20 protein-coding genes and 1 pseudogene are annotated in these 21251 nt (G+C 69.3%); 14 read left to right on the plus strand and 7 right to left on the minus strand.

Annotated features, from left to right (window positions below):
• Positions 1–100: 100 nt before the first annotated feature.
• The gene (locus J7656_RS13020) at positions 101–700 is read left to right on the plus strand and encodes a DUF5789 family protein (protein ID WP_211553504.1); all 600 of its coding nucleotides are present in this window, start codon (positions 101–103) and stop codon (positions 698–700) included.
• A gap of 104 nt (positions 701–804) precedes the next feature.
• Positions 805–1275, plus strand: coding sequence for a Rieske (2Fe-2S) protein (locus J7656_RS13025; protein ID WP_211553506.1), 471 nt, complete (start codon positions 805–807; stop codon positions 1273–1275).
• Positions 1276–1309: 34 nt separating this feature from the next.
• Here J7656_RS13025 and J7656_RS13030 read toward each other — a convergent pair whose 3' ends face one another.
• Positions 1310–1756: a DUF5788 family protein gene (locus J7656_RS13030; protein ID WP_017342479.1), complete on the minus strand. Its 447-nt coding sequence runs from the start codon at positions 1754–1756 to the stop codon at positions 1310–1312.
• 145 nt (positions 1757–1901) lie between these two features.
• Here J7656_RS13030 and J7656_RS13035 point away from each other — a divergent pair, with 145 nt between their 5' ends.
• On the plus strand, positions 1902–3458 hold the full coding sequence (locus J7656_RS13035) for a glycosyltransferase family 2 protein (RefSeq protein ID WP_192812430.1): 1557 nt from the start codon (positions 1902–1904) through the stop codon (positions 3456–3458).
• Between the two features lie 25 nt (positions 3459–3483).
• Positions 3484–4260, plus strand: a complete 777-nt coding sequence (locus J7656_RS13040; protein ID WP_211553508.1) for a YkgJ family cysteine cluster protein — start codon at positions 3484–3486, stop codon at positions 4258–4260.
• A 26-nt stretch (positions 4261–4286) separates the two neighbouring features.
• Here the strand turns inward: J7656_RS13040 and J7656_RS13045 are convergent, their stop codons facing one another.
• A complete protein-coding gene (locus J7656_RS13045; protein ID WP_211553510.1) occupies positions 4287–5192 on the minus strand; it encodes a dihydrodipicolinate synthase family protein in 906 nt (301 codons plus the stop codon).
• 230 nt (positions 5193–5422) lie between these two features.
• On the opposite strand from J7656_RS13045, the gene J7656_RS13050 reads away from it, so the two are divergent.
• Positions 5423–5833 carry a TRAM domain-containing protein gene (locus J7656_RS13050; protein WP_211553512.1) on the plus strand — a complete coding sequence of 137 codons (411 nt, stop codon included), beginning with the start codon at positions 5423–5425 and terminating at the stop codon, positions 5831–5833.
• A 15-nt stretch (positions 5834–5848) separates the two neighbouring features.
• On the opposite strand, the gene J7656_RS13055 is transcribed toward J7656_RS13050, so the two are convergent.
• Positions 5849–6568: a class I SAM-dependent methyltransferase gene (locus J7656_RS13055; RefSeq protein ID WP_017342474.1), complete on the minus strand. Its 720-nt coding sequence runs from the start codon at positions 6566–6568 to the stop codon at positions 5849–5851.
• Positions 6569–6680: 112 nt separating this feature from the next.
• Positions 6681–7073 carry a PPOX class F420-dependent oxidoreductase gene (locus J7656_RS13060; protein ID WP_017342473.1) on the minus strand — a complete coding sequence of 131 codons (393 nt, stop codon included), beginning with the start codon at positions 7071–7073 and terminating at the stop codon, positions 6681–6683.
• A 151-nt stretch (positions 7074–7224) separates the two neighbouring features.
• Between J7656_RS13060 and J7656_RS13065 the strand changes: the two genes are divergently transcribed.
• The 4 genes from J7656_RS13065 to J7656_RS13080 all read left to right on the plus strand — a co-directional run bounded on the left by J7656_RS13065 (position 7225) and on the right by J7656_RS13080 (position 9826).
• Positions 7225–7497 (plus strand): helix-turn-helix domain-containing protein, encoded by a 273-nt coding sequence (locus tag J7656_RS13065; RefSeq protein WP_017342472.1) that lies wholly within the window; start codon positions 7225–7227, stop codon positions 7495–7497.
• Between the two features lie 127 nt (positions 7498–7624).
• On the plus strand, positions 7625–8674 hold the full coding sequence (locus tag J7656_RS13070; RefSeq protein ID WP_017342471.1) for a glycosyltransferase family 2 protein: 1050 nt from the start codon (positions 7625–7627) through the stop codon (positions 8672–8674).
• A gap of 46 nt (positions 8675–8720) precedes the next feature.
• Positions 8721–9539, plus strand: a complete 819-nt coding sequence (gene hisF, locus J7656_RS13075; RefSeq protein WP_017342470.1) for an imidazole glycerol phosphate synthase subunit HisF — start codon at positions 8721–8723, stop codon at positions 9537–9539.
• A gap of 98 nt (positions 9540–9637) precedes the next feature.
• On the plus strand, positions 9638–9826 hold the full coding sequence (locus J7656_RS13080) for a DUF7511 domain-containing protein (RefSeq protein WP_004596599.1): 189 nt from the start codon (positions 9638–9640) through the stop codon (positions 9824–9826).
• A 490-nt stretch (positions 9827–10316) separates the two neighbouring features.
• Here J7656_RS13080 and J7656_RS13085 read toward each other — a convergent pair whose 3' ends face one another.
• A complete protein-coding gene (locus J7656_RS13085; protein ID WP_211553514.1) occupies positions 10317–12443 on the minus strand; it encodes a DUF7997 domain-containing protein in 2127 nt (708 codons plus the stop codon).
• A gap of 104 nt (positions 12444–12547) precedes the next feature.
• Between J7656_RS13085 and J7656_RS13090 the strand changes: the two are divergent.
• Together J7656_RS13090 and J7656_RS13095 are read left to right on the plus strand one after the other, a co-directional pair.
• Positions 12548–14865, plus strand: a pseudogene (locus J7656_RS13090) (alpha-amylase family glycosyl hydrolase).
• 85 nt (positions 14866–14950) lie between these two features.
• Positions 14951–16012, plus strand: a complete 1062-nt coding sequence (locus tag J7656_RS13095) for a TrmB family transcriptional regulator (protein WP_017342467.1) — start codon at positions 14951–14953, stop codon at positions 16010–16012.
• Between the two features lie 20 nt (positions 16013–16032).
• Here the strand turns inward: J7656_RS13095 and J7656_RS13100 are convergent, their stop codons facing one another.
• Both J7656_RS13100 and J7656_RS13105 read right to left on the minus strand, forming a co-directional pair.
• The gene (locus tag J7656_RS13100; RefSeq protein ID WP_017342466.1) at positions 16033–16866 is read right to left on the minus strand and encodes an NAD(P)/FAD-dependent oxidoreductase; all 834 of its coding nucleotides are present in this window, start codon (positions 16864–16866) and stop codon (positions 16033–16035) included.
• 518 nt (positions 16867–17384) lie between these two features.
• Positions 17385–17681 carry a DUF8152 family protein gene (locus J7656_RS13105; RefSeq protein WP_017342465.1) on the minus strand — a complete coding sequence of 99 codons (297 nt, stop codon included), beginning with the start codon at positions 17679–17681 and terminating at the stop codon, positions 17385–17387.
• 183 nt (positions 17682–17864) lie between these two features.
• Here J7656_RS13105 and J7656_RS13110 point away from each other — a divergent pair, with 183 nt between their 5' ends.
• The 3 genes from J7656_RS13110 to J7656_RS13120 all read left to right on the plus strand — a co-directional run bounded on the left by J7656_RS13110 (position 17865) and on the right by J7656_RS13120 (position 21246).
• Positions 17865–18689, plus strand: coding sequence for a sulfite exporter TauE/SafE family protein (locus J7656_RS13110; protein WP_211553516.1), 825 nt, complete (start codon positions 17865–17867; stop codon positions 18687–18689).
• 114 nt (positions 18690–18803) lie between these two features.
• The gene (locus tag J7656_RS13115) at positions 18804–20252 is read left to right on the plus strand and encodes a cytochrome ubiquinol oxidase subunit I (RefSeq protein WP_017342463.1); all 1449 of its coding nucleotides are present in this window, start codon (positions 18804–18806) and stop codon (positions 20250–20252) included.
• Positions 20245–21246 carry a cytochrome d ubiquinol oxidase subunit II gene (locus tag J7656_RS13120; protein WP_017342462.1) on the plus strand — a complete coding sequence of 334 codons (1002 nt, stop codon included), beginning with the start codon at positions 20245–20247 and terminating at the stop codon, positions 21244–21246. Before J7656_RS13115 ends, J7656_RS13120 begins: the two co-directional genes overlap by 8 nt.
• Positions 21247–21251: the final 5 nt, after the last annotated feature.

The raw sequence follows: 21251 nt of genomic DNA on the forward strand, positions 1-21251 counted from the left end.
CCTCGGATCACCGCCGGACGGATCCAGCGGGCGGCCGCCGAACCGGTCCGCGAGTCACGCTCGACCACACCGTTATCCCGCCGGGAGCCGTAGACGGGGGATGGCAGACGACAAGGACGGACGAGAGAAACAGGCCGCAGACGAGGACCGCCGACAGCGCGAGCGCGACGTCGAGTCCGAGCTGGAGCGCGGCGACGAGGCCGAGCCCCCGATCGACTCCGACGAGGTCGACGAGTTCGAGGCGGCGCTCGAACCGCTGACGTTCCCGGCGACGGGCCGCGAGATCGTCGCCGCGGTCGGCGACCGCGAACTGGCGTCGCCCGCTCGCGTGTACACCGTCGCCGACCTGCTCCCCGACGCCGATCTCGAGGCGTTCGACACGCCCGCGACCGTCCGGGAACGCGTCCGTCGCCCAGCGGTCGCGGCCGCGATGAAACGGGTCGTCGAGGCGGCTGCGACGCTCGAGAACGAGGAGTTCGGCCGGTCACAACACGAGGCGTTCGAGCGGACGTTCCGGGCGCTGAGTGACATCGACGAACTCGACGACGAGGAGGGCGTCGAGGCGATGGCCGACTGGGCCGTCGACCGGATCGCGGAGAAGGAGACGGTCCCCGGGTCGCGGGACCTCCGCCGACAGGCCGCGAAGTACTGTCGGAAGCACGGCTACGAGGTCCGCGACGACGAGTGGCTCGGCGTCTGAGTCGGGCCACAGAGGGAGTCGCGTTCGAGCGACGGAGAATCGGGAATCCCGCGACCGACGCGGGAACGCACAACGTTCAAGCCGGTCGCCGGCCTCGCTCGGACATGGACGAGCACCGCCGGATCGCCGGCGTCGAGGAGGTTCCCGAGGAGAGCACGCTGCTCGCGACGCTCCGACCGACCGACCCGGACGCCGTCGACGAGGGCGAGGGCGACCTCGGGGAGAGCGAGGACGGGGCTCCGGAGGTCGAGGCGATCCTCACGCGGGCCGCCGGCGAGGTGCGCGCGTTCCGCAACTACTGTCAACACTGGACCGACGTCCGCCTCGACAAGGACGACGGGGCGTTCGTGCGCAACGGCGAGGTGTTCTGTCAGACACACGGCGCGACGTTCGAGGCCGACGGCGGCTACTGTAACTTCGGCCCCTGCGAGGGCGCCGTCCTCGAATCGGTCGACGTGACGGTGGCCGACGACGCGGTGTACCTCGACGACGACGCCTACGAGTTCGTCCGGCTCGGCCCCTCGGCCGGAAAAGGCGACGGCAGCGGCTCGCGGATCGACTTCACCGGGAACTGAGGGTCACGGGCCGGGGGACGCGGCGGTCGTTCCGTCAGAACCGCGTGCGACCGCCACCCCCGCTCGCGTCGTCGCGGCCGAGCGCCTTCTTCAAGAAGTTCATCCAGCGCTTCTGATCCGCGGCCTCCTGCCGCTGCTCCTCGGTCTCCGGATCGGGCGCGTCGAGCCCCTCTAACGCCTCCAGCGCGCGGTCGATGCCGATGATCGACGCCGCCAGCTCCTCGCCTTCCTCGTAGCTCACCTCGTTCTCCTCGATGGGTTCGAGCCGGTCGAGCCGCTCGCGCCGCAGGTTCCGCTTGGCGCGGTCGACCCGGTCGCGCTCGCCGGGCGGGACCGAGTCGCGGCGCTTGATCTCGAAGACGAACGACCGCAGGTCGATCGCCTCGCCCTGGATCTCGATCGACTCCGGGATGTCGACGCCGATCGTCGAGGACTCCCGCTCGACCCGTTCCAGGAGCTGTTTTCGCTCGAACTCCTTCACGCCGAGCCGGTAGGCGGCGGGCGTACTTCGCTCCTTCGCCCCGGGGCGAGGTGAGGTGGCTCCGATCGGGGGTACCGACCGTCAACAGGCCGCGAAATCGACACCAGATACGGTTATGCCCTCGCGGCGCCTCCGGGCAGATCGAATGCGTCTCAGGGGAGTTATCACGTGGGAGGTAGCCGCGGTGCTGTCGCTGATCGCGGTCGCCGTCCTCGGGCTGGCGCTGCTGCTCCCGCGAGAGCTTCTCACGCTCGTCCTCGCCGTCGGCGCGATGGCGGTCGTGTACTTCAGCGGCGCGGTCTACCTGCTCGGCCGTCCGGCGTGGATCCCGGCCCGGTTCGACCGGCTTCCGGTGGCGCTGGGCGTCGGCTTCCCCCTCGTCGTCGTCGGCGTCGTCGGGTACTACTACAGGGCGCTCCTGACTCCCGTGGCGGTGGTGTTCGCGCTCGGCCTGCTGTTCGTCTTCCTCTACTACTGGCTGGTGGTGCCGCTCGCGCTGTTCCAGAAGATACGACACGCGAGCGAGACGCCGACACCCGACGAATGGCCGCCCCTGACGGTGCTCGTCCCCGCGTACAACGAGCAGCACTACGTCGGGGACTGCGTCCGGTCGGTCCAAGAGTCGGACTATCCCGGCGCGCTGTCGGTTGTCGTCGTCGACGACGGCAGCACCGACGGCACGTTCGCGGAGGCGGCGTCGGCCGCGGACGATCGGACCCGAGTGGTCCACACCGGCAACGGCGGAAAACACGCCGCATTGAACCTCGGTCTCAGTTACGTCGAGACGGAGCTCGTCGTCTCCGTCGACGCCGACTCCACGATCCACCCCGAGGCGCTCACCGAACTGGCCCGCGACTTCGAGCGCCACGAGGCAGTCGGCGCGATCGCCGGCAACGTCAAGGTCGTCAACCGCGGGTCGCTGGTGACCGATCTCCAAGCGCTTGAGTACGTCGTCGGTATCAACACGTTCCGGCGGGCGTTCGACCTGTTCGGGGCCGTGACCGTCGTTCCCGGCTCCCTCGGCGCGTTCCGGCGAGACGTCCTCGAAGCGGTCCAGGGCTACAGCGCCGACACCGTGACCGAGGACTTCGATCTCACGATCGCGATCCTCAAGCAGGGGTACGCGATCCACGCCAGCGAGGCGACCGTGTACACCGAGGCTCCGGACACCTGGCGCGACCTCTACGCGCAGCGTCGGCGCTGGTTCCAAGGGAACCTCCAGACGGTCGTCAAACACCGCGACGTGTTCGCCGACAGCCGGTACGGTCTCCTTCACAGAGTCGCGTTTCCCTACGTGTTCCTGTCGATGTCCGCGCTGCCGCTCCTCGGCGTCCTCGTCTTGGCGCTGATTGTGGCCTCGCTATTCGTCGGCGGCACCGGGGTTCTCCTCCAGCTGGCGGGGTTTTTCGTCCTCCTCCAGATCCTGCTGTCCGCGCTCGCGGTGCTGATCGAAGGCGAGGATCTCCGGCTCGTCCTGCTCGCGCCCCTCTCGCTTTTCGGATACAAGCAGTTCCAAGACGCCGTGCTGCTTCGGAGCCTCGGCGCGCTCCGGCCCGGGCGCCAGAACGAATGGCTGAAGCCGACCCGCGTCAAGCAGCGAGCGACCGAGGGGCCGGCGGGCGCGGCCGAGGCGGCCGTCTCCGAAGCGGACAAATACGGGGACGAGGTCACCGCCGACGCCGGTCGCGAGGAACGGTGTTAACACAGTCGACCGCGTTCGATCGACTATGAAGTCGCTCGAAGCCGAACTCGCCGCCGCCCGCGACCTCGACGTCGCGGACCTCGCGGACGCCATCGAGTCCATCGGGTTCGAGTGCACGCGCTGTGGCGGCTGCTGTACCGGCTACGCGCCCGACGAGCCGGGCGGCGCGCCGGCGGGAGCGGGGAAAGACGAGGACGCGGTCGAGGCGGACAGCTGCCACGACGGCGACGACGCCGACCGCGAGCCCCACACCGCGACCGTCTTCCCGGACGAGGTCCGGCGCGTCGCCGACGCTGCCGAGGACGAGTTCGGCGAGGCGTACGACTGGCGCGACGTGGCGCGGCCGATGCCGTTCGGGCTCGACGCCGACGCGGACGGCGACCCGGTCGGCGAGACGTTCGAGTGGGCGCTCGCGACCGACGACTGCGGCGACTGCACCTTCTACGAGGAGTCCGACGGGCAGGGCGCCTGTACGGTCCACGACGCGCGCCCGCTCATCTGCCGGACCTACCCGTTCAGCGTCGCCTTAGAGGGGACGAGCCAGCCGATGGGCGAAGCGGTCGACGAGGCGGGCGTCGTCCGGGCGCACGAGTGCGAGGGGCTCGGCCGCGACATCTCCCGCGAGGACGCCGAGGAGCTGGCCGGCGCGCTGAAGGAGCGCGCGGTGCGCGAGCTGGAGGAGGCGATCGGCGTCCGCGACGGCTACGACCCCGGCGCGCGCGAGCGGGCCGACGGCGACGTCGTCGTCTTCGACTCCGAGGGGCCGAAGGAGGCCGACGGGACCCCCGTCCGCAGCGAGTAGCGGTCGGATACCGGATTTCGTCGCTCTCAGACCACGTCCAGCGCCGCGTCCACGTCGGCGCGGATCGCCTTGCGAGCGTCCTCGTCCGGGAGCGTGAGCGGCGGGCGGACGCGCGGGTCCGGGATGAACCCGCGGTGGGCGGCCGCGACCTTCGTCGCGGGCGCGAAGCCGTGGTCGGCGCAGCGGGCGAACAGCGGCCTGACCGCGCGGCGGTGGAGCGTCAGCGCTCGCTCGTCGTCGCCGTCGCGGAGCGCGTCCCCGAGCGCGACGAATACCTCCGGTATCACCTGCGAGAGCGCGTTTATCCCGCCGTCGACGCCGAGGCTCGCGCTCGGGTATAACAGCGCGTCGACGCCCTGGAAGACCGTGAACTCGTCCGGGGTCCGGTCGACGGCGGTGTCGACCGCCGAGACGTTGCCGCTCGTGTCTTTCAGCCCGACGATCGACTCGCGCTCGGCGGCGGCCGCGAGGACGTCGGGGTCGATCGGCTCGCCGACCGTCGACGGGATGTCGTAGAGGTAGATCGGGAGCGGCGCGTCGTCGGCGACCGCGTCGAGGAAGGCCCGCTGTCCCGCCGGCGCCGTCGAGTTGTGGTAGTACGGGAGGGTGACCAGCGCCGCGTCCGCGCCGGCCGCGTCGACGGCTTCGAGGCGCTCGCGGACCCCCGCGACGGAGGTGTCCGCCGCGCCGGCGATCACCGGCACGCGCCCGTCGGCCGCGTCGACGACGGTCTCGACCACGGTCCGCCGCTCCTCGTCGGTGAGGCTGGCGAACTCGCCCGTGGTCCCGCACGGGACCACTCCGTCGAGCCCGGCGTCGACGAGCGCGTCGACGTGCCCCGCGAGCGTGTCGGTGTCGACGTCGCCGTCGGCGTCGAACGGGGTGACGATCGGTGGTGAAACGGCGCCGTGTCGGAACTCCGGAGCTGTCATGGGGGCCGATTCGACCGGGCGTGACAAAGACCTTGGTCCCGTGGCGAGGTGTTCCGGGGGCGATTGGTTCCGTGGACGGGACGTTCCGGAGCCGGCGAGGATCCGGGAACGGCGGGGACCCGGGGACGGTGGGGATCCGACGACCGATCGGGACTCTGTTCGGCGCGGCGCCTGACTGTGTCGGCGGTACAACTATACTGGCTCGCGATCAGTCTCCGGTGGAGTCTACTATGGAAATCTCCGAGAAGCTCCTCTGTCTGTTCAGCGCGGAAGTTCGCGAGACCGACGACGGCGAGTACGTCGTCGACGTGCCCGACCGAGAGATCGACGCCGGATCGCTGGAGCCGGGCGAGACGTACCGCGTCGCGCTCGTCGCCCGCGACGGCTCCGCGGAGGGGACGGCCGACGCCGACGCCTCTCCCTCGCGGAACGACGACGGGCCGCAGCCGCCGGTCGAACCCGGCGAGATGCGGTACGTCGAGATCGAGGACCTCGGCAAGCAGGGCGACGGGATCGCCCGCGTCGAGCGCGGGTACGTGATCATCGTCCCCGACACCGAGGTGGGCGAACGGGTGAAGATCGAAGTGACCGAAGTGAAGTCCAACTTCGCCGTCGGCGAAGTCGTCGAAGAAGCGGGCTGAGCGGCGGCGAGGCGGCTACTCTTCCTCCGGCACCCGGGCGTCCCAGTACGACACCGAGGCGACGTAGTCGCCGGGAACCGTGTCGCCCGCGAACTCGTCGAGGGCCCGGAACGGCTTCGCGACGGCGCCCGGGAGCTCGCGGTAGAAGCCGTACGGCAGCACGAAGTCGTGCTCCTCGTTCGCGAGGGTGAGCCCCGCCTCGCCGAGCATGGCGGCGACCTGCCGCTCCGAGTAGAGCCGCGAGCCCATCGGGAGCAGCCAGGTGTACAGCGTCCGCAGGCTGCGGCCGTTGAACGTGTCGAAGAACACCTGATCGCGGCTGACCCGGCGGAGCTCCTTCGCGAACGGGACCGGGTCGTCCATCAGGTGGAAGAAGCGCATCGCGACGACCGTGTCGAAGTGGTCGTCCGGGAACGGGAGCCGCGAGGCGTCGCCGCGGAGGAACTCGACCGCGTCGGCGTGACCGGCGGCCGCGACCTTCTCGCGGGCCTGTTCGAGCATCTCGCGGGAGACGTCGAGCCCGACGACGTCCGCCCCTTGGTCGGCGAGCATCGTCGTGAACCGCCCGGTGCCGCAGGCGACCTCCAGCACGCGGTGGCCCGGGTCGATCGGGCCGAGTGCGGCGAGGACGGCCTCCTTCTCCCGGCGGTCGATGAGCTGTCCGCCGCCGGAGAAGCGGACGTCGTCGTACTCCTCGGCGACCTCGTCGGCCTGGTACCAATCCTGTCCCTTCACGTTGTCCGTGATGGAGCCCGGACCGACAAAACCGTACTGGATGCGGTCCGGCGGCGGCCCCTGTGCGGTCGGTCGGACGCGGTCCGGTGGGGACTCCGTGGGGAGCCCGCAGTCACCCGCTCGTGGCGACGTTCTCGGCCGGAATCTTGACGATCACACGTGCGCCCTCTTCCTCGTCATGGTGGGGGTACTCGTCGACGCCGAAGTAGCGGCGGGCGAGCTCGTCGATGTGTTCGCGCGCGCCCTCCTCCGTCAGCTCTGCCTCGCCGCGGACGGAGACGTACCGGTACGGGTCGTCGGGGTCGAGCACGCTGACGCCGACCTTCGGGTTGTGTCGGACGTTCCGCTCCTTGCGTCGCCCGCGGGCGGTGTTCACGAGGACGTACTCGCGGTCCTCGTGGTCGACCCACACCGGCGTGACGTGGGGGAGTCCATCCGGTCCGACGGTGGCGAAGTGCGCGTACGACTCGGCTTCGAGGATGTCGATGTGGGACTCGGGTATCACGCGACGTGATAGGGCCCCGCGTCGGAAAACCTACCTCATAGATCGTCTATGATAGGCGGACGAAAAGTGATATTAACACATTATATTATCACAGGCAGATTCCCCTATATGTAGCCAACCTTTACCAGTACTCACGGGATTCGTGTGAGACATGAGTACCAGTCCCGCGGAGACCGCTGACCAGGACCGCCTGTCGGAGTCCGAGTACCGCGACCGCCTGCGCGAGCTGCCCCCGAGCGCGAAGCTCGTCGCGAAGGTGCTGGAGGGGGACGCCCCCCTCTCGCAGGGCGGCCTCGCTGAGGAGTCGCTGCTCCCCGACCGCACCGTCCGCTACGCGCTCAACCGCCTCGAGGAGGAGGGCCTCGTCGACTCGCGGTACAGCTTCAAGGACGCGCGCAAGCAGGTGTACTACCTGACGACCTGAACGGCTCTCGCACCGTAGCTCATCGTCTCCCGCACCGTTCTCGACGACCGCGCCGGCTCGGCGCCGGTTCGGCCGCACCGACCGCACACGCAGTCCTTTTTACCTCCTCGCCACGATAGCGGCTCGTATGGACCTCTCGGTCGTCGTCCCGACGCTCAACGGTCGGGACCGGTTGGCCGCCTGCCTCGACGCGCTGGCGGCCGAGGCCACCGACGCCGAGGTGATCGTCGTCAACGGTCCCTCGGCCGACGGCACGACCGGCATGGTTCGCGACCGCGACGACGTCGACGTGTTAGTCGAGATATCCGACCGCACCGTCAACGTCGCCCGCAACGCCGGCATCGAGGTGGCGACGGGCGACGCGGTCGCGCTGGTCGACTACGACAACCGGATCGAGCCGGGGTGGCGCGACGCGGTCGCCGACGGCCTCGACGCGGCCCCCGTGGTCTCGGGACCGGTGACGCCGATCCCGCCGAGCGGGGCGGACGCGGGAGCTGACCGCCCGGACGACGCGCCGGCCGACGACCCGAGCGAGCCGGAGCGCAACCGAATCGCGGGTCGAGACGTCACCTACTTCGAGAGCGGGAACGTCGCGTTCCGGCGGGACGCCCTCCGGGACCTCGACGGCTTCGACGAGTACCTCCGGGTCGGCGGCGCGCGCGACGCGGCCCACCGGCTCGCGCGTATGGACCGCGAGGTGGCGTGGCGGCCGGCGATGGCCGCGCGGAAGGAGCTCCCGACCCCGACCGCCGCGGACGGCGGGCGGAGCGCCCACGAGTGGGGCTGGAAGTACCGCGGGCTCGCCTACCGCCTACTGAAGAACTACGGCGTGCGGCCGACCGCCCTCCTCCGGACGGGGTCGCACGCGATCGGCGACGCGCTCGGCGCGGCAAAAGACGTGATCCGCGGCGAGTCGACTCCCTCACGGTGGGCCGCGACGGGCCGCGACGTGCTGGTCGGGCTCACCGGCGGGAGCTCCGACGGCCTCGTCGCGCGGCGCCGGGACCGGAGTCCCGCGCGGAACCCGAACGGCATCTCGACGCGCGCGGACCGCGCCGTCGCGAAGTACGACCGGCGGGCGGAGACGGACGGCGACGGCGGGAGCGGGGCGGACCGCGGCGACCGCGCCGCGGCCGAGGACGGAGCCACCGAGGCCGACGGCGACGACGCCAAGTGAGCCCCGGGCCTTTTAACCGGAACCGCGGCCTACGCTCCGCCAACGAATGGGACTCACGAAGCGCATCATCCCCTGTATCGACGTCGACCTCGACGAGGACGGCGACGCCGCGGTGTACACCGGCGTCAACTTCGAGAACTTAGAGTACACCGGCGACCCCGTCGAGCTGGCCAAGAAGTACAACGAGGCGGGCGCAGACGAGTTCGTCTTCCTCGACATCACCGCGAGCGCCGACGGGCGCGAGACGATGCTCGACGTGGTCAACCGGGTCGCCGACGAGTGTTTTATCCCGCTGACGGTCGGCGGCGGCATCCGGACGAAAGGAGACATCAAGGAGACGCTCCGGGCCGGCGCGGACAAGGTGTCCATCACGACCGGCGCCTTGGAGCGGCCGGAGCTGATCGAGGAGGGCGCAGCCGCGTTCGGCAGCCAGTGCATCGTCATCTCCGTCGACGCGCGGCGCCGATACGACGACGAGGGTGACCACTTCTACGAGGACGAGGACGGCGAGACAGTGTGGTTCGAGTGCACGAAGAAGGGCGGCCGCGAGGGCACCGGGATCGACGCCGTCTCATGGGCGAAGGAGGCCGAGGAGCGCGGCGCGGGCGAGCTGTTCGTCAACTCCATCGACAAGGACGGGACGAAGGACGGCTACGACATCCCGCTGATGAAGGCGGTCGGCGAGGCGGTCTCGACCCCGCTCATCGCGTCGTCGGGGTGCGGGAGTCCCGAGGACATGTACGACGTGTTCACCGAGGCGAACGCGGACGCCGGGCTCGCGGCCTCCATCTTCCACTTCGGCGACTACTCCATCGAGGAGACGAAGGCGTACCTCGACGAGCGCGGCGTGCCGGTGCGCCGCTGAGCTCGGCGCGTCGGTGGTGCGTTAACTACCGCTGTAGTGTCTATTTTTCCGCGTCCGAAACCAACAGTTATTATCCGACGGAGCGCGAACTGTGACGTATGTCCACGTCCACGTCACCCACGCGTGTTCGCGACGGCTCGCCGGAGCTCGTCTGTAAACGGACCGACGACGGTGACGACGGCGGCGAGGTGACGTTCTTCGAGCGGGACGTCGACCCGGACGAGCGGACCACTCGGTGGATCACAGTCCGCGAATCCGACTGCGTCTCCCGCGACGAGTGGCGATAGGAGGAATTTTGTGGCAGTTTTGGTGGTTATTTATAAATCGGTGTTAGCGGAGCGATGACAATTACCTCCGGAACTCCAACCGCTCATTTATAAATAACAGACGGTAGATCGACAGCGAACACCTCCAAAGCCCCAGCCGCGAAGGCGGACGCACGCTCGCTGCGCTCCTCACTCGGTCGCTCACTCCGTTCGCTCCCTCGTTGCGGTGCTTACGTCGCCTGCGCCCGCCTTCGCGGCTGCCCCTTTGAGTCCCGCCCCACCGGAAGACGTTCCTGCTCGCTTCGCTGCGCGGGCTGCGACTTCCGTGCTCCCGCTCGCTTCGCTCGCGGGAACGCACAGCACCGCCCCGCGCCTCACGCCTCCCCAGCCTCGTCGGTCGCCGTCGCTTCGCTCGGCGACCGACTCCCTCGCGCGTGCTGCTCGGCCGCGAAGCGGCCTCGCAGGCACGCGCCACCGCAGTTGTTATTTATAAATAGTCGTCGAGGTCCGGTCAGTCGTCGTCCGCGGCGGCACGGTCGGCGAACTGCGGGAGTTCGTCGTCGAGGAGCGCAACCGTCGCAAGCCGGATCGCGTGCGGCCAGCCGAGCGGGGTCGCGCTGTCGGGCGTCCCGTCGTCGAAGAACTGCTCAGGGAGGTACGTCGTCGGCTCGCAGAGGGAGCCACCGGGTGAGACGTGCGCGAGCAGGTCGCGGGCCCGGGCCGTCATCTCGGCCGCGCGCGGGTCATCGTGCGCCGCGAGCAGGGCCGCGAGCTCCGCGCAGGCGTTCGCGCCCCACGCGGTCGAGACGGTCCACACCTTCTCGGAGAGCTGGTCAGCCCGTCGCCAGCCGTCGCCCTCGTAGCGGATCAGCCCGGTGATCTCGTCGGTGTCGTGGTAGAGCCCGTCGACGACCGTCTCGACGTGCGAGACCAGCCGGTCGAGGCGCTCGTCGTCGACCGCGCCGACCGCGTCGAACGAGCGGTGCGCGGCCGCGAGCGCCAGCGTCGCGGAGTCGAGCCGGTCGTCGATCCCGCCGTCGAGCGTCTCGCGGACCGCGTAACAGCCCCGCTCGGGAACCCACAGGTCGTCGAGCGCGTCGTACACCTCCCGGGCCCGGTCGCGGGCGTGCGCGGCGAGGTCCTCGGGCAGCGAGTCGGCGCCGGGCACGGCGTCGGGGTCGTCGAGCGCGTCGACGGCGAGCCCCTCGCCGTGGCGGCCCAGCTCGCTGTACGCCTCGAGGAACGTCGCGGCGGTGTGCGCGAACCGGCCGGCGGAGTCCTCCCACGCGTTCTGACAGACGACCGGGCGGCCGTCGGGTTCGAGCGTCCGGTCGAGGCCCGCGAGCGCGGCAACGAGCGTCCGGTCGAGGCCGTCGACGTCGACGCCTTCCGCCCGAGCCCGCGCGAGGTACGCGACGACGCTGCCGGTCTGGTCGGCCTGGTAGTCGACGTCCGGGCCGTCCTCGATGCGAGCGTTCGCCCACCCGGGCGCGAGCGCGCCGTCGCGCGGCCACACCCGGTGAGGCCACGAGCCGTCGGGGCGCTGCGTGGCGACGTACATCCGCGCGGAGCGGGCGTGCCAGTCATCGAGGTCGAGGCCGACCGCGTCCGCGGCGCCGAGCAGGAACCCGGATATCTCTGCGTCGTCACGGAACCACGTGTAGCCGTAGCCCCCGGAGTGTTCGTAGTAGGGGTCGAAGTCCGGCCCCGCGATCCGGAGCCCGCTGGGGGCGGAGAGCAGCGAAAGGACGCGCAGGTCCGCGACGACGGACTCGCGGGCGGGCGCCGACTCGGGCACCGAGGGGAGCGCGTCGGCGGCCGCCTCCCGCAGGGCGTCGACGCTGTCGAGGTCCGAAAAGAGCGCGTCGAGCCGGTCGCGGGCCGCCTCTCGGTCGGTCTCCGCCCCGTCCGTCAGGAGCGTGGCGACGGTGGCGACGCCGTCGGAGAACGGCACGTCGGCGATCACCTCGCCCGAGAGGCGCTCCTCCTCGTAGCGGTCGCCGTCGCGGTCGCGCGGGAGGTCGGTCGGGTCGTCGGCGAGCAACTCCGGGAACGTCGCCGGGAGCTGCCCGCGGAGGTCCGCGAAGCCGGTCGCGCTCGCGAGGAAGTCGTGCTCGTCGGCGTGGTACACCTCGACGGCGTCGTCGTAGCGGAGCTGGCCCACCCGGTCGTCGCGGCCGTCGGGCGCGAAGCGCGCGTAGACGACGAGCGAGGCGTCCGCGGGGTCGGCGTCGGCGCCGTCGGCGCTATCGTCGCCCGACGCGTCCTCGGCGAACTCGACCGACGCCCGGGTGAGGTGCGCGTCGCCGAGCGTGACGTCGTGGCGCGTCACCGTCGCGCGCGGCGTCTCGTGGACCGTCTCGACCAGCGCGGCGTCGCCGACGTACCGCTGTGTCGTGTCGGCCTCGTCGAGCCACGCCACCTCGTCACCGACGGCGAGCCCGATCCGCGACCGGACGAGCCCGGTCCGGCCGGTGAGCGGGTAGCCGAAGTCGCGGAGTTCGCCGTCGTCGCCGACGTGGACGAGCCGACCGTCGCCGCCCGAAAACCGGCCGGAGACGGTGCGCCGCTCGCCGGGGAAGCGCGTCCCGTCGCCGGCGTGGCGCTTGTAGTCGTCGAGCGCGTCGCGAAGCTGCATTACGCGAACACACGCCGCCGCTCGGTATGAAGCTTTGGTGTAATTATTGTTCAATCGTTTAGCGAACGGAAACCCTCAAACCGCGGCGCGACGAGAGGCGGAGCGTGCACGAACCCGGCCCCCCGCGAACGACGAGCGTCGGCGAGCCCGTCGAGTTAGCGCCGCGGTCTCCCGACCCCGACGGGACCTACCGGTGGACCGTCCGCGACGCGCCCGCCGACAGCGACCTCTCCCCCGGAGACGGTCCGGACCCGGACGCGACGGGCCCGCCGAGCTCGGCGACGGCGGTCGAGGACGAGGAGCCATCGACCGCGGACGCCTCGTCGGCGGTGCTGCGCGCGGGCGAGACGGGCCGCGACGACGACCCGGTCGTCCACCTCGACCCGGACGCCCCCGGGACCTACGTCCTCGCGCTCGACGCGCCGGACGGGACCCACCGCCAGCGCGTGCGCGTCTTCCCCGACGAGCGACGCGAGGCGGAGATCCGCGTGCCGGTCGAGGAGCTCGCCGGCGACGGCCTCGCCCGCGACGAGACCGACCCCGACCGCGTCTCCCTGCTGTGGCACCTCAACGAGAACCGGCTCGCGCTCGACCGGGCCGAGCGCGACGGGGACGAGTGGGTCGCGTCCGTGCGCGTCCCGCCCGGCAGCCACGGATTCGGCTTCGTCCCCGACGGCGACCGCTCGGCCGCGGTCCACGGCGACTGCGAGGTCCCCGGCCCCGGCCGACCGCGGCTCTCGCTCGACGCGACGGTGGTCGGGGCCGACGGCCCGGGGAGGACGGCAACCCGGGGGCGGGCGAGCGACTCCGCCTGACCGCCGCGGTCGAGCCCGCGCCCGAGATCGACGACGTCGAGCGCGGCGGCGACCCGGACGCGCTCGACGCGACGTTCCTCGTCGACGACCGCGACGCCGACCCGGAGACGGTCGCGGCGGTCGAGTCGCGCGCGGACGGCCGGACGCTCACGGTCCCGCTCGACGAGCTCCCTGACTCGGTCCGGATCCACGCGGTCCCGCACGGCGAGCGGTACGGGGCCGGGGAGACGGTGCGGATCGAGGCCGTCGACGGCGGTGCGTCGGTCGCGGTCGCCGACCCGAACCCGACGCCCGAGTGGGCCGAATCGCCGACGATCTACGAGGTCTTCGTGCGGTCGTTCGCGGGCGACACGCTGCCGACGACGTTCCGGGAGATCGAGCGCCGTGTCGAGTACCTCGAACACCTCGGGGTCGACGCGCTCTGGCTCACCCCCGTCCTCGCCTCGCCGACGGACCACGGCTACCACGTCACCGACTACTACGACACCGCCGCGGACCTCGGCTCGCGCGAGGCGTTCGAGTTGCTCGTCGACGCCTGCCACGACGCCGGGATCCGCGTCGTCTTCGATCTCGTGATCAACCACACCTCTCGCGACCACCCCGCCTTCCAGCTCCACTCGGCCGGCGTCGACGCGTACGCCGACCACTACCGACGCACCGACGCGAGCGCCGATGTGACCGGGATCGACTGGGCCGAGCTCGGCGAGGGGGACGCGCCCGACTACTACTTCGAGTGGGGCCGCATCCCGAATCTCAACTACGACAGCCCGGCGGTCCGCGAGTGGCTGCTCGACGTCGTCGACGAGTGGGCCGACGTCGTCGACGGCTTCCGCGCCGACGTGGCGTGGGGCGTCCCGCACGGGTTCTGGAAGGAGGTCGCCGACCGCGTCCCAGACGACACCCTCCTGCTCGACGAGACCCTGCCGCACGACCCGTTCTACGGCGAGGGGGAGTTCCACCGCCACTACGACACCTCGCTGTACGAGACGCTTCGCGCGGTCGGCGCGGGCGAGGAGCCGGCCGACGCCGTCGAGACAGCCCTCGCTCGCGGCGAGTGGCTCGGCTTCGACGATCCCGCTTCCCAGATGCGCTACGTCGAGAACCACGACGAGGACCGGTACCTCGCCGAGTACGGCCGGGCGGCCCTCCGCGCGGCCGCGGCCGTGACGTTCACGCTGCCCGGCGCGCCGATGATCTACGCCGGTCAGGAGCGCGGCAACGAGACGTACCGAGGCCCGATTCGATGGCACGACGGCGACAACGCCCTCACCGATTTCCATCGCCGGCTGGCCGCGCTGCGCGAGGCGGAACCGATCCTGCGGACCGGCGCGGTCGACTTCGGCGGTCGGGCCGCCGACGTGCGCGTCGTCGAGGGGGACGCCGAGCGCGTGGTCGCCTACGAGCGGACGCCGCCGGCGGACGGGGCGGCCAACGGCGACGCCGACCGCGACCCGCTCCTCGTCGTCGTCAACTTCGCCGAGGAGTCGGCGACGGTGGCGGTCCCCGACTCGGCCGAGGCGGAGCTGTTCGGGGCGGGGAACGCGGCGGAACTCGACGGTGACGGCGGGACTCGGGTCGCGGTCGACGCGGTCGCCGTGCTTCGGTGACGACCCGTTCGATGTCGGCCGGCCGCGGGGCGGCGAGGTCGCCCGGGACCGACCCCTATAAGTGTCGCTCGGAAGAGGCGTGCGTATGGACGACCGGACGCTGACCGACCTCCTCCGTCGCTTCGGGCTCTCGGACAAGGAGGTGGACACCTATCTCAGCCTGCTGGAACACGGCGAGGCGAAGGCGAGCACCGTCGCCGACGCGGCGGGCGTCTCGAAGCGGTACGTGTACAGCGTGAGCGAGTCGCTGGAGGAGCGCGGCTTCGTCGAGGTGAACGACCACGTCGTGCCGACGACGATCCGCGCGAACCCGCCCGACGAGGTGATAGACCGGCTCCGGTCCGACGTGGACGCGATGCGGCCCGGGTTAGCGGAGCGGTACTCCCGCGTGGAGCGCCAGGCCGAGCAGTTCGAGGTGATCAAGTCGCGGGCCACCGTCATCAAGCGGATCCGGTCGCTGCTCGCTGACGCCGAGTCGGAGGTGGCGCTGTCGATCACCGCAAAGCAGCTCTCCGAGGTGCGGGAGGCGCTCGTCGACGCGGTCGACCGCGGCGTTTTAGTCCTCCTCGTCGTCTCCGACGCGGCTGCGGACCTTGACGCCGACGACCCCGGGCTGGCGGGCGTCGCGAACGTCGTCCGGACGTGGGGCGAAGCGATGCCGACGCTGCTCACCGTCGACTCCGCGGCCGGGGTCGTCTCCCCCCCGGAGCTGCTCCGCCGGTCGACGACCGACCGACAGGCCATCGCCTTCGCGCAGGAGCAGCTCGCGCCAGTGATCGTCGGCTCCTTCCTCGGGAACTACTGGCCCGCCGCGACCGAGCTCGCCGTCGCCGACCCGGCGCCGCTCCCGGCCGAGTACACCGACTTCAGACACACCGTCCTCCAGGCGACGCTGCGGCTCCGCGCCGGCGACGCGCCGCGGGTGACCGTCGGCGGTCGGTGGACCGACGACGACGAGCCGGCCGAGGTCGTCGGCCGCGTCGTCGAGACGAGACAGGGGATGGTGGAGCCGACGAACAACGAGTTCCCGGTCGAGCATTCCCTCGTCGTCGAGACCGACGACGGCGACGTCACCGTCGGGGGCCAAGGCGCGTTCGTCGAGGATGTCGAGGCCGACCTCGTCCGGATCGAGGCGGGCGACGAGTAGCGGCCGGCCCCCAGTCGCCCTTACTCCTCCAGACTCGGGTGCGTCTCCTGCGGGTCCGGGTGGGGCTCCGCGAACCGGTCGCGGGTCGCGTCGAGCGCGGCCGCCTCGCGCTCTTTGCGCTCCGCGGCGTCGATCTCCTCGCAGCCCGGCGGCACCTCGCGGTCGCGGTCGGTGAAGTACCCCTCGGGCGCGACCCAGTCGTGGTAGAACGGAGTCTCCGCTTCTTCGAGCAGCGTCACCGCGACCTCGGCGCCGTGGCCGGCGCACACCGCCGCCTGATGCGGTTTGCGAGCGAGCCGCCCCGCGGCGTACAGCCCGTCGACCCCGGTCCGGCCGCGCTCGTCGGTGTCGACGTACGCCTTCCCGCGGTCGACGATCGAGACGCCGTCGAGATCCGTCAGGTAGCCGACCTCGTTCTTCGTCGCGGCGACGACGTGCCGCGCCCGGATTCGGTCCCCGCCGTCGGTCGCGACGACGAAGCGGTCACTGTCGGCCGCGTCGGCGGGGGCGTCGGCCGCGTCTGCGCCTCCGTCGGGATCGACGAGCGAGACCCGCGTGACGCGGGCGTCAAGGCGGTCCGCGCCGGCGGTCTCGGCCTGCTCCGTGAGCAGGTCCAGCAGGCGGCGCGCGTCGACGCCGAGCGGGAAGCCGGGGAAGTTCTCCAGACGCGCGTTGCGCCGGAGGATCGAGCCGCCGGGGTCGACGACGAGCGTATCGAGGCCCTGCCGGGCAGTGTAGACGGCCGCCGAGAGGCCGGCGACCCCGCCGCCGACGACCACCACGTCGCGCGCGGCGGGTGCCTCGGTTCCCGGGGCGGTCGATCCCTCGAGCGCACCCGTCGTCTCCTCGGTCATCGGTCGATCACCCGGCGGCGTCGTCGCGGGCCGTCTCCGGCCCGGTCGCGGTTCGGGTCCATACCGGTCGATGCGGCCGAGACGAGATACGGGCGTCGGTCCCGGGCCGCGTCGGTCGCGCCGGACCGAGGGAGCGGGAGCGGAATCGGTCGGGGACGCCCGGTCAGCGGCGCACCCGAACTGGACGGTCCGCGGCGATGAACGGCTCGTCCCGGTCGGCCGCTGCGAACGCGATCTCGCCGGCCTCCCCGCGCTCGACGCGCGCTGGCGGTGTCTGAGCGTGCGGCCCGCGATGGAGACCTGTCGGAGCGGCCGACGAGGCGATAAGTGCCGCGCGGGAGCGAGACGCGCTCGGAGGGTGACAGAAGCCGAACGCGCAACACCTCCGACCGCCCACGATCTCGGAGGATGGTATCGATGTGTGCCTTCTATTTTTTACTTAAAAATGTGAAATAATATACATACGCCGGCTTCGCTAACTGTTGTAATTATTCTATTCCGTAGAAACAGGGTCACCGTCACTCGTCGGCGAGAACGACTCGACAGCACTCGATCGCTGCTTCGATGTGGCGGTCGGCGACGGCGTCGCCCGTTTCGTCGGCCGACTCAAGCAGTGTGGCGACTTGGCGGACCCGTTTCCGTCTGGTTTGCGTGTCAAGGTCGTCACTGGTGGCATCGCGGGCGACGGCTTCAGCCTCTCCGAGCCATCGGTTCGTCGCTGGCGGGACTGGGCGGTCTGCGGTCGCAGTCAGATGGGCCGCCAGTGCGTCGACCGCAGCCCGCGGCTCGGTTGGGATATCGATTTCGTCCGTCATCGTCTGTGTATTGGCGCCTACTGTGAAGAATTGTTCCGCCAAGAGCCACACTCCAGATGCTTTCGAACGTCTCCAGCCGAGTGCGACCTCTTTTAGCCTCCCGTGACACGTCCTCGGTATCTGTCCGGGCTCGTTCGAGAGACACACCAGACGACACAAATCCGTACGCAACCGAGAACGACTATGATCGAGTCGCTCCTCCGGATTGACGTCGTCCTCTTCGTTCTCATCGGCGTGCTGGGCGGCGCACACTGTATCGGGATGTGCGGTCCACTTGTGACGATGTACTCGAAGCAGATGACGCCGCAGCCAGACGGCGGGACGGTGACAGCCGACGACGGGCGTGCCGGTCATCTCACGACCTACGAGGTTCGCCAGCACTTCCTGTTCAACGTCGGCCGGGCGACGACGTACGCGATTCTCGGGGCCGTCTTCGGCGCTCTCGGAAGCGTCGTGTTCGTCACCGCTGACCAGTTGACACCGATCGCCGACCTCCTGCGAGGTGTTGTCGGTCTCGCGGTCGGAGGGTTCATCGTGGCGACCGGCGTTCGGTACGTCATCGGCGGAAGCGGAGGAGATATTCGAATACCCGGCGTCCAGCGCGTTACGTCGTGGCTCGCAACGAGAGTCCATCGGCACGTCAACAGCCCGAGTATTGTCGGGCTCGGCGCCGTCCACGCGTTTCTTCCCTGCCCGATGCTGTATCCCGCGTATCTGTTCGCCTTCGCGAGCGGCTCCCCGACCACCGGGGGAATTGCTCTCGGTGCCCTCGGCATTGGGACGATCCCGGCTGTCTTCCTCTATGGAACGATTATCCAGTCGATCGACGTTGCCCACCGGCGTCGCATTCATCGGCTGCTCGGCGTGGTGTTCGTCGTACTGGGGTACGTGCTGTTCGCGCACGGATTGATGGCGCTCGGTGTTCACCTTCCACACCCGATGTTCCCGCATTACCAGCCCCTCGGGGCGCGATGGGGCACTGAACTCCGCCTCCGGCGCTACCCGTGACCGTCTCGTATTGACTACAGAAGCTACGGCTCTGCGGATATAAGCTACCGTAGTACAGTCCTCGAACGGGGGAATTACACAACTTCTCTTTTATTTCCGTGAGAAAATATATCTATGTTCTCGACGGTGCTCCCCGACGTCTTGATTCAGGGATGGGCGCTACAGCTCTCGCCGGAGCTTGCGAGCCGTGCGCAGTTCGGCTGGACGATCAGCGTTCACATAATTTTCGCCTCGCTCTCGGTTGGGTTAGCGCCGTTCATCGTCTACTTCACTTGGAAGGACGTTCGGACCGACGACGAACGGTTCACACGGCTGCGATCATTCTGGGTCAAGGTGTTCGCCGCCGGATTCGTCATGGGAACGGTCACCGGCATCCCGATGAGCTTCCAGTTCGGAACGAACTTCCCGCAGTTCGCCGAGGTGGCTGGCGAGCTGATCGGTGGGCCGCTCGCATTCGAAGCGAAGATGGCGTTCTTCCTTGAGGCTGTTTTCCTCGGGGTACTGCTGTTCGGTCAGGAACGCGTCAGCGATCGGACCTACATTCTCTCGTCGGTACTGGTGGGTGTCGGGGCGTGGCTGTCGGCCTTCTGGATCCTGATCGTCAACGCTTGGATGCAGACTCCACAGGGCTTCGAGATGATCACGCGTAACGGTATGGAGGTCGCGAAGCTAACCGACCCGCTGGCTGCGTTCTTCACGCCCCGGATGCCGTGGATGTATGTACACATGGTCAACGCGTCGGTCATTTCCGTCGCGCTGCTGGTCGCCGGGGTCTCGGCGTACATCGTCTGGAAGAAGCGAGACGCCGCTGCGTGGAACACTGCGTTGAAACTCGCGGTTATCATCCTGCTCGTCACCGCTCCTCTGCAGGCAGTCCACGGTGACGCGTATGGGCGTCACGTCGCAGATACACAGCCACAGAAGTTCGCAGCCATGGAAGCTCACTACGAGACCGGCACGGCGGACTTACACCTGCTCGCGTTCCCGAAGAGCATTGACGCGATCACCGATCCGAAAGCCGAGAACCTCTTTACCGTGAGTCTCCCGGGCGTCGGGTCGTTCCTCGCTAGCGGTGGTGACTTCGACGCCGAAGTGCTCGGATTAAACGAGTACGAGGAGAACCCGCCCGTAGCGATGGTGTTCTGGTCGTTCCGGTTCATGGTCGGACTCGGATTCCTGTTCATCGGGCTGGCGCTGTGGGGCGGGTATCTCATCTACAACGGACGCCTCTCGGAGAGCAATCGATTCCTGAAGACGATGATCGCTGCGTCGCCGCTCGGCTACGCGGCGCTTCTCACGGGGTGGTACGTCACAGAGATCGGTCGACAACCGTGGGTCATCCAGGGCGAACTCAGAACTAGTGAGGCCGTTTCCTCGACATTGAGCGGAACCGAAGCGACTCTGACGCTCGTCGGCTTCGTCGTTATCTATATCGGATTGATCTTGGTAGCTCTTCATGTGCTGCGGTGGCTGGTCGAAGACGAGCTTCGGGAACTCGGAGCGAAGGTATCGGACGACGATCGATGGTACGGTCCGGTCCCGAAGGTGAGCGACGATGACTGAGCTCGTGTTGCTCGTCGACGCGTATCTTGTCGACGCGCTCCCCGAGATCTGGTTCGGTGCCGTCATGTTTGCGCTGGCGATGTACGTAGTCCTCGACGGGTTCGACTTCGGAATCGGAATGCTGTACGCGACTCGCGACGACGAACGCGAGAAGGAGACACTCTTGACGGCGTTCGGTCCGGTTTGGGACGCAAACGAGGTGTGGGTCGTCGCCTTCGGAACGATGCTGCTAGCGGCGTTCCCGCGAGTGTACTCGCGAGTCTTGGCCGATCACTACCTGCTCGCGCTCGGGTTCGTGCTCGCGCTGCTGTTCCGCGGGCTCGGCCCAGAAATGCGTGAACAGCGCGACGACGAGCGCTGGAAGCGGTACTGGGATTACTCCTTTATCGGAGGGAGCTTTCTCGCGCCGCTGCTGTTCGGGACGCTCGCCGGTCGGTGGATCTTCGACGCGCCGACGCTGTCGCTACCGGCACTGCTGACTGGTGTCGGCCTCGTAACTGTCTCGGTCGCCACCGGCGCGGCCTTTCTGACAGCTAAAACCAGGCCACGGTTAGCGTCAGACCTGCGCACGTACGGAATCGTCGCGACGCTGGTATACTTGATCGGAGTCGTCGCTCTGCTGACGACGGTTGTCGTAACTGATGCCGGAGGTGCTGCCGAAACCGTTCTTTCGCTTCCCGTAGGTGCGATTGTCCTCTTGTCGGTCGTTGCGGGAGGAGGGGGAAGTGTTCTCGCTCTGCGCGGCAAGTACCGTGCTTGGCTGGTGAGCGCACTCGGGCTTCCTGCGCTACTGAGCCTGCTGGTCGCGCTCCTGCTGTATCCGACGATCTATCCGCCAACCGGCTTGACGGTTCGAGAAGCGGTTGTCTCACCGTTAGCGCTGAATCTCGTGACGATTCTCGGATTTCCGGCGCTTCTCCTCGTACTGTGGTACTTCAAATTCCTCTATGGGGTGTTTAGCGGTCCGATCGAGGGTGAGGGATACAAAAGTTGACCACC

Source organism: Halorubrum ruber, assembly GCF_018228765.1.
Classification (GTDB): domain Archaea; phylum Halobacteriota; class Halobacteria; order Halobacteriales; family Haloferacaceae; genus Halorubrum; species Halorubrum ruber.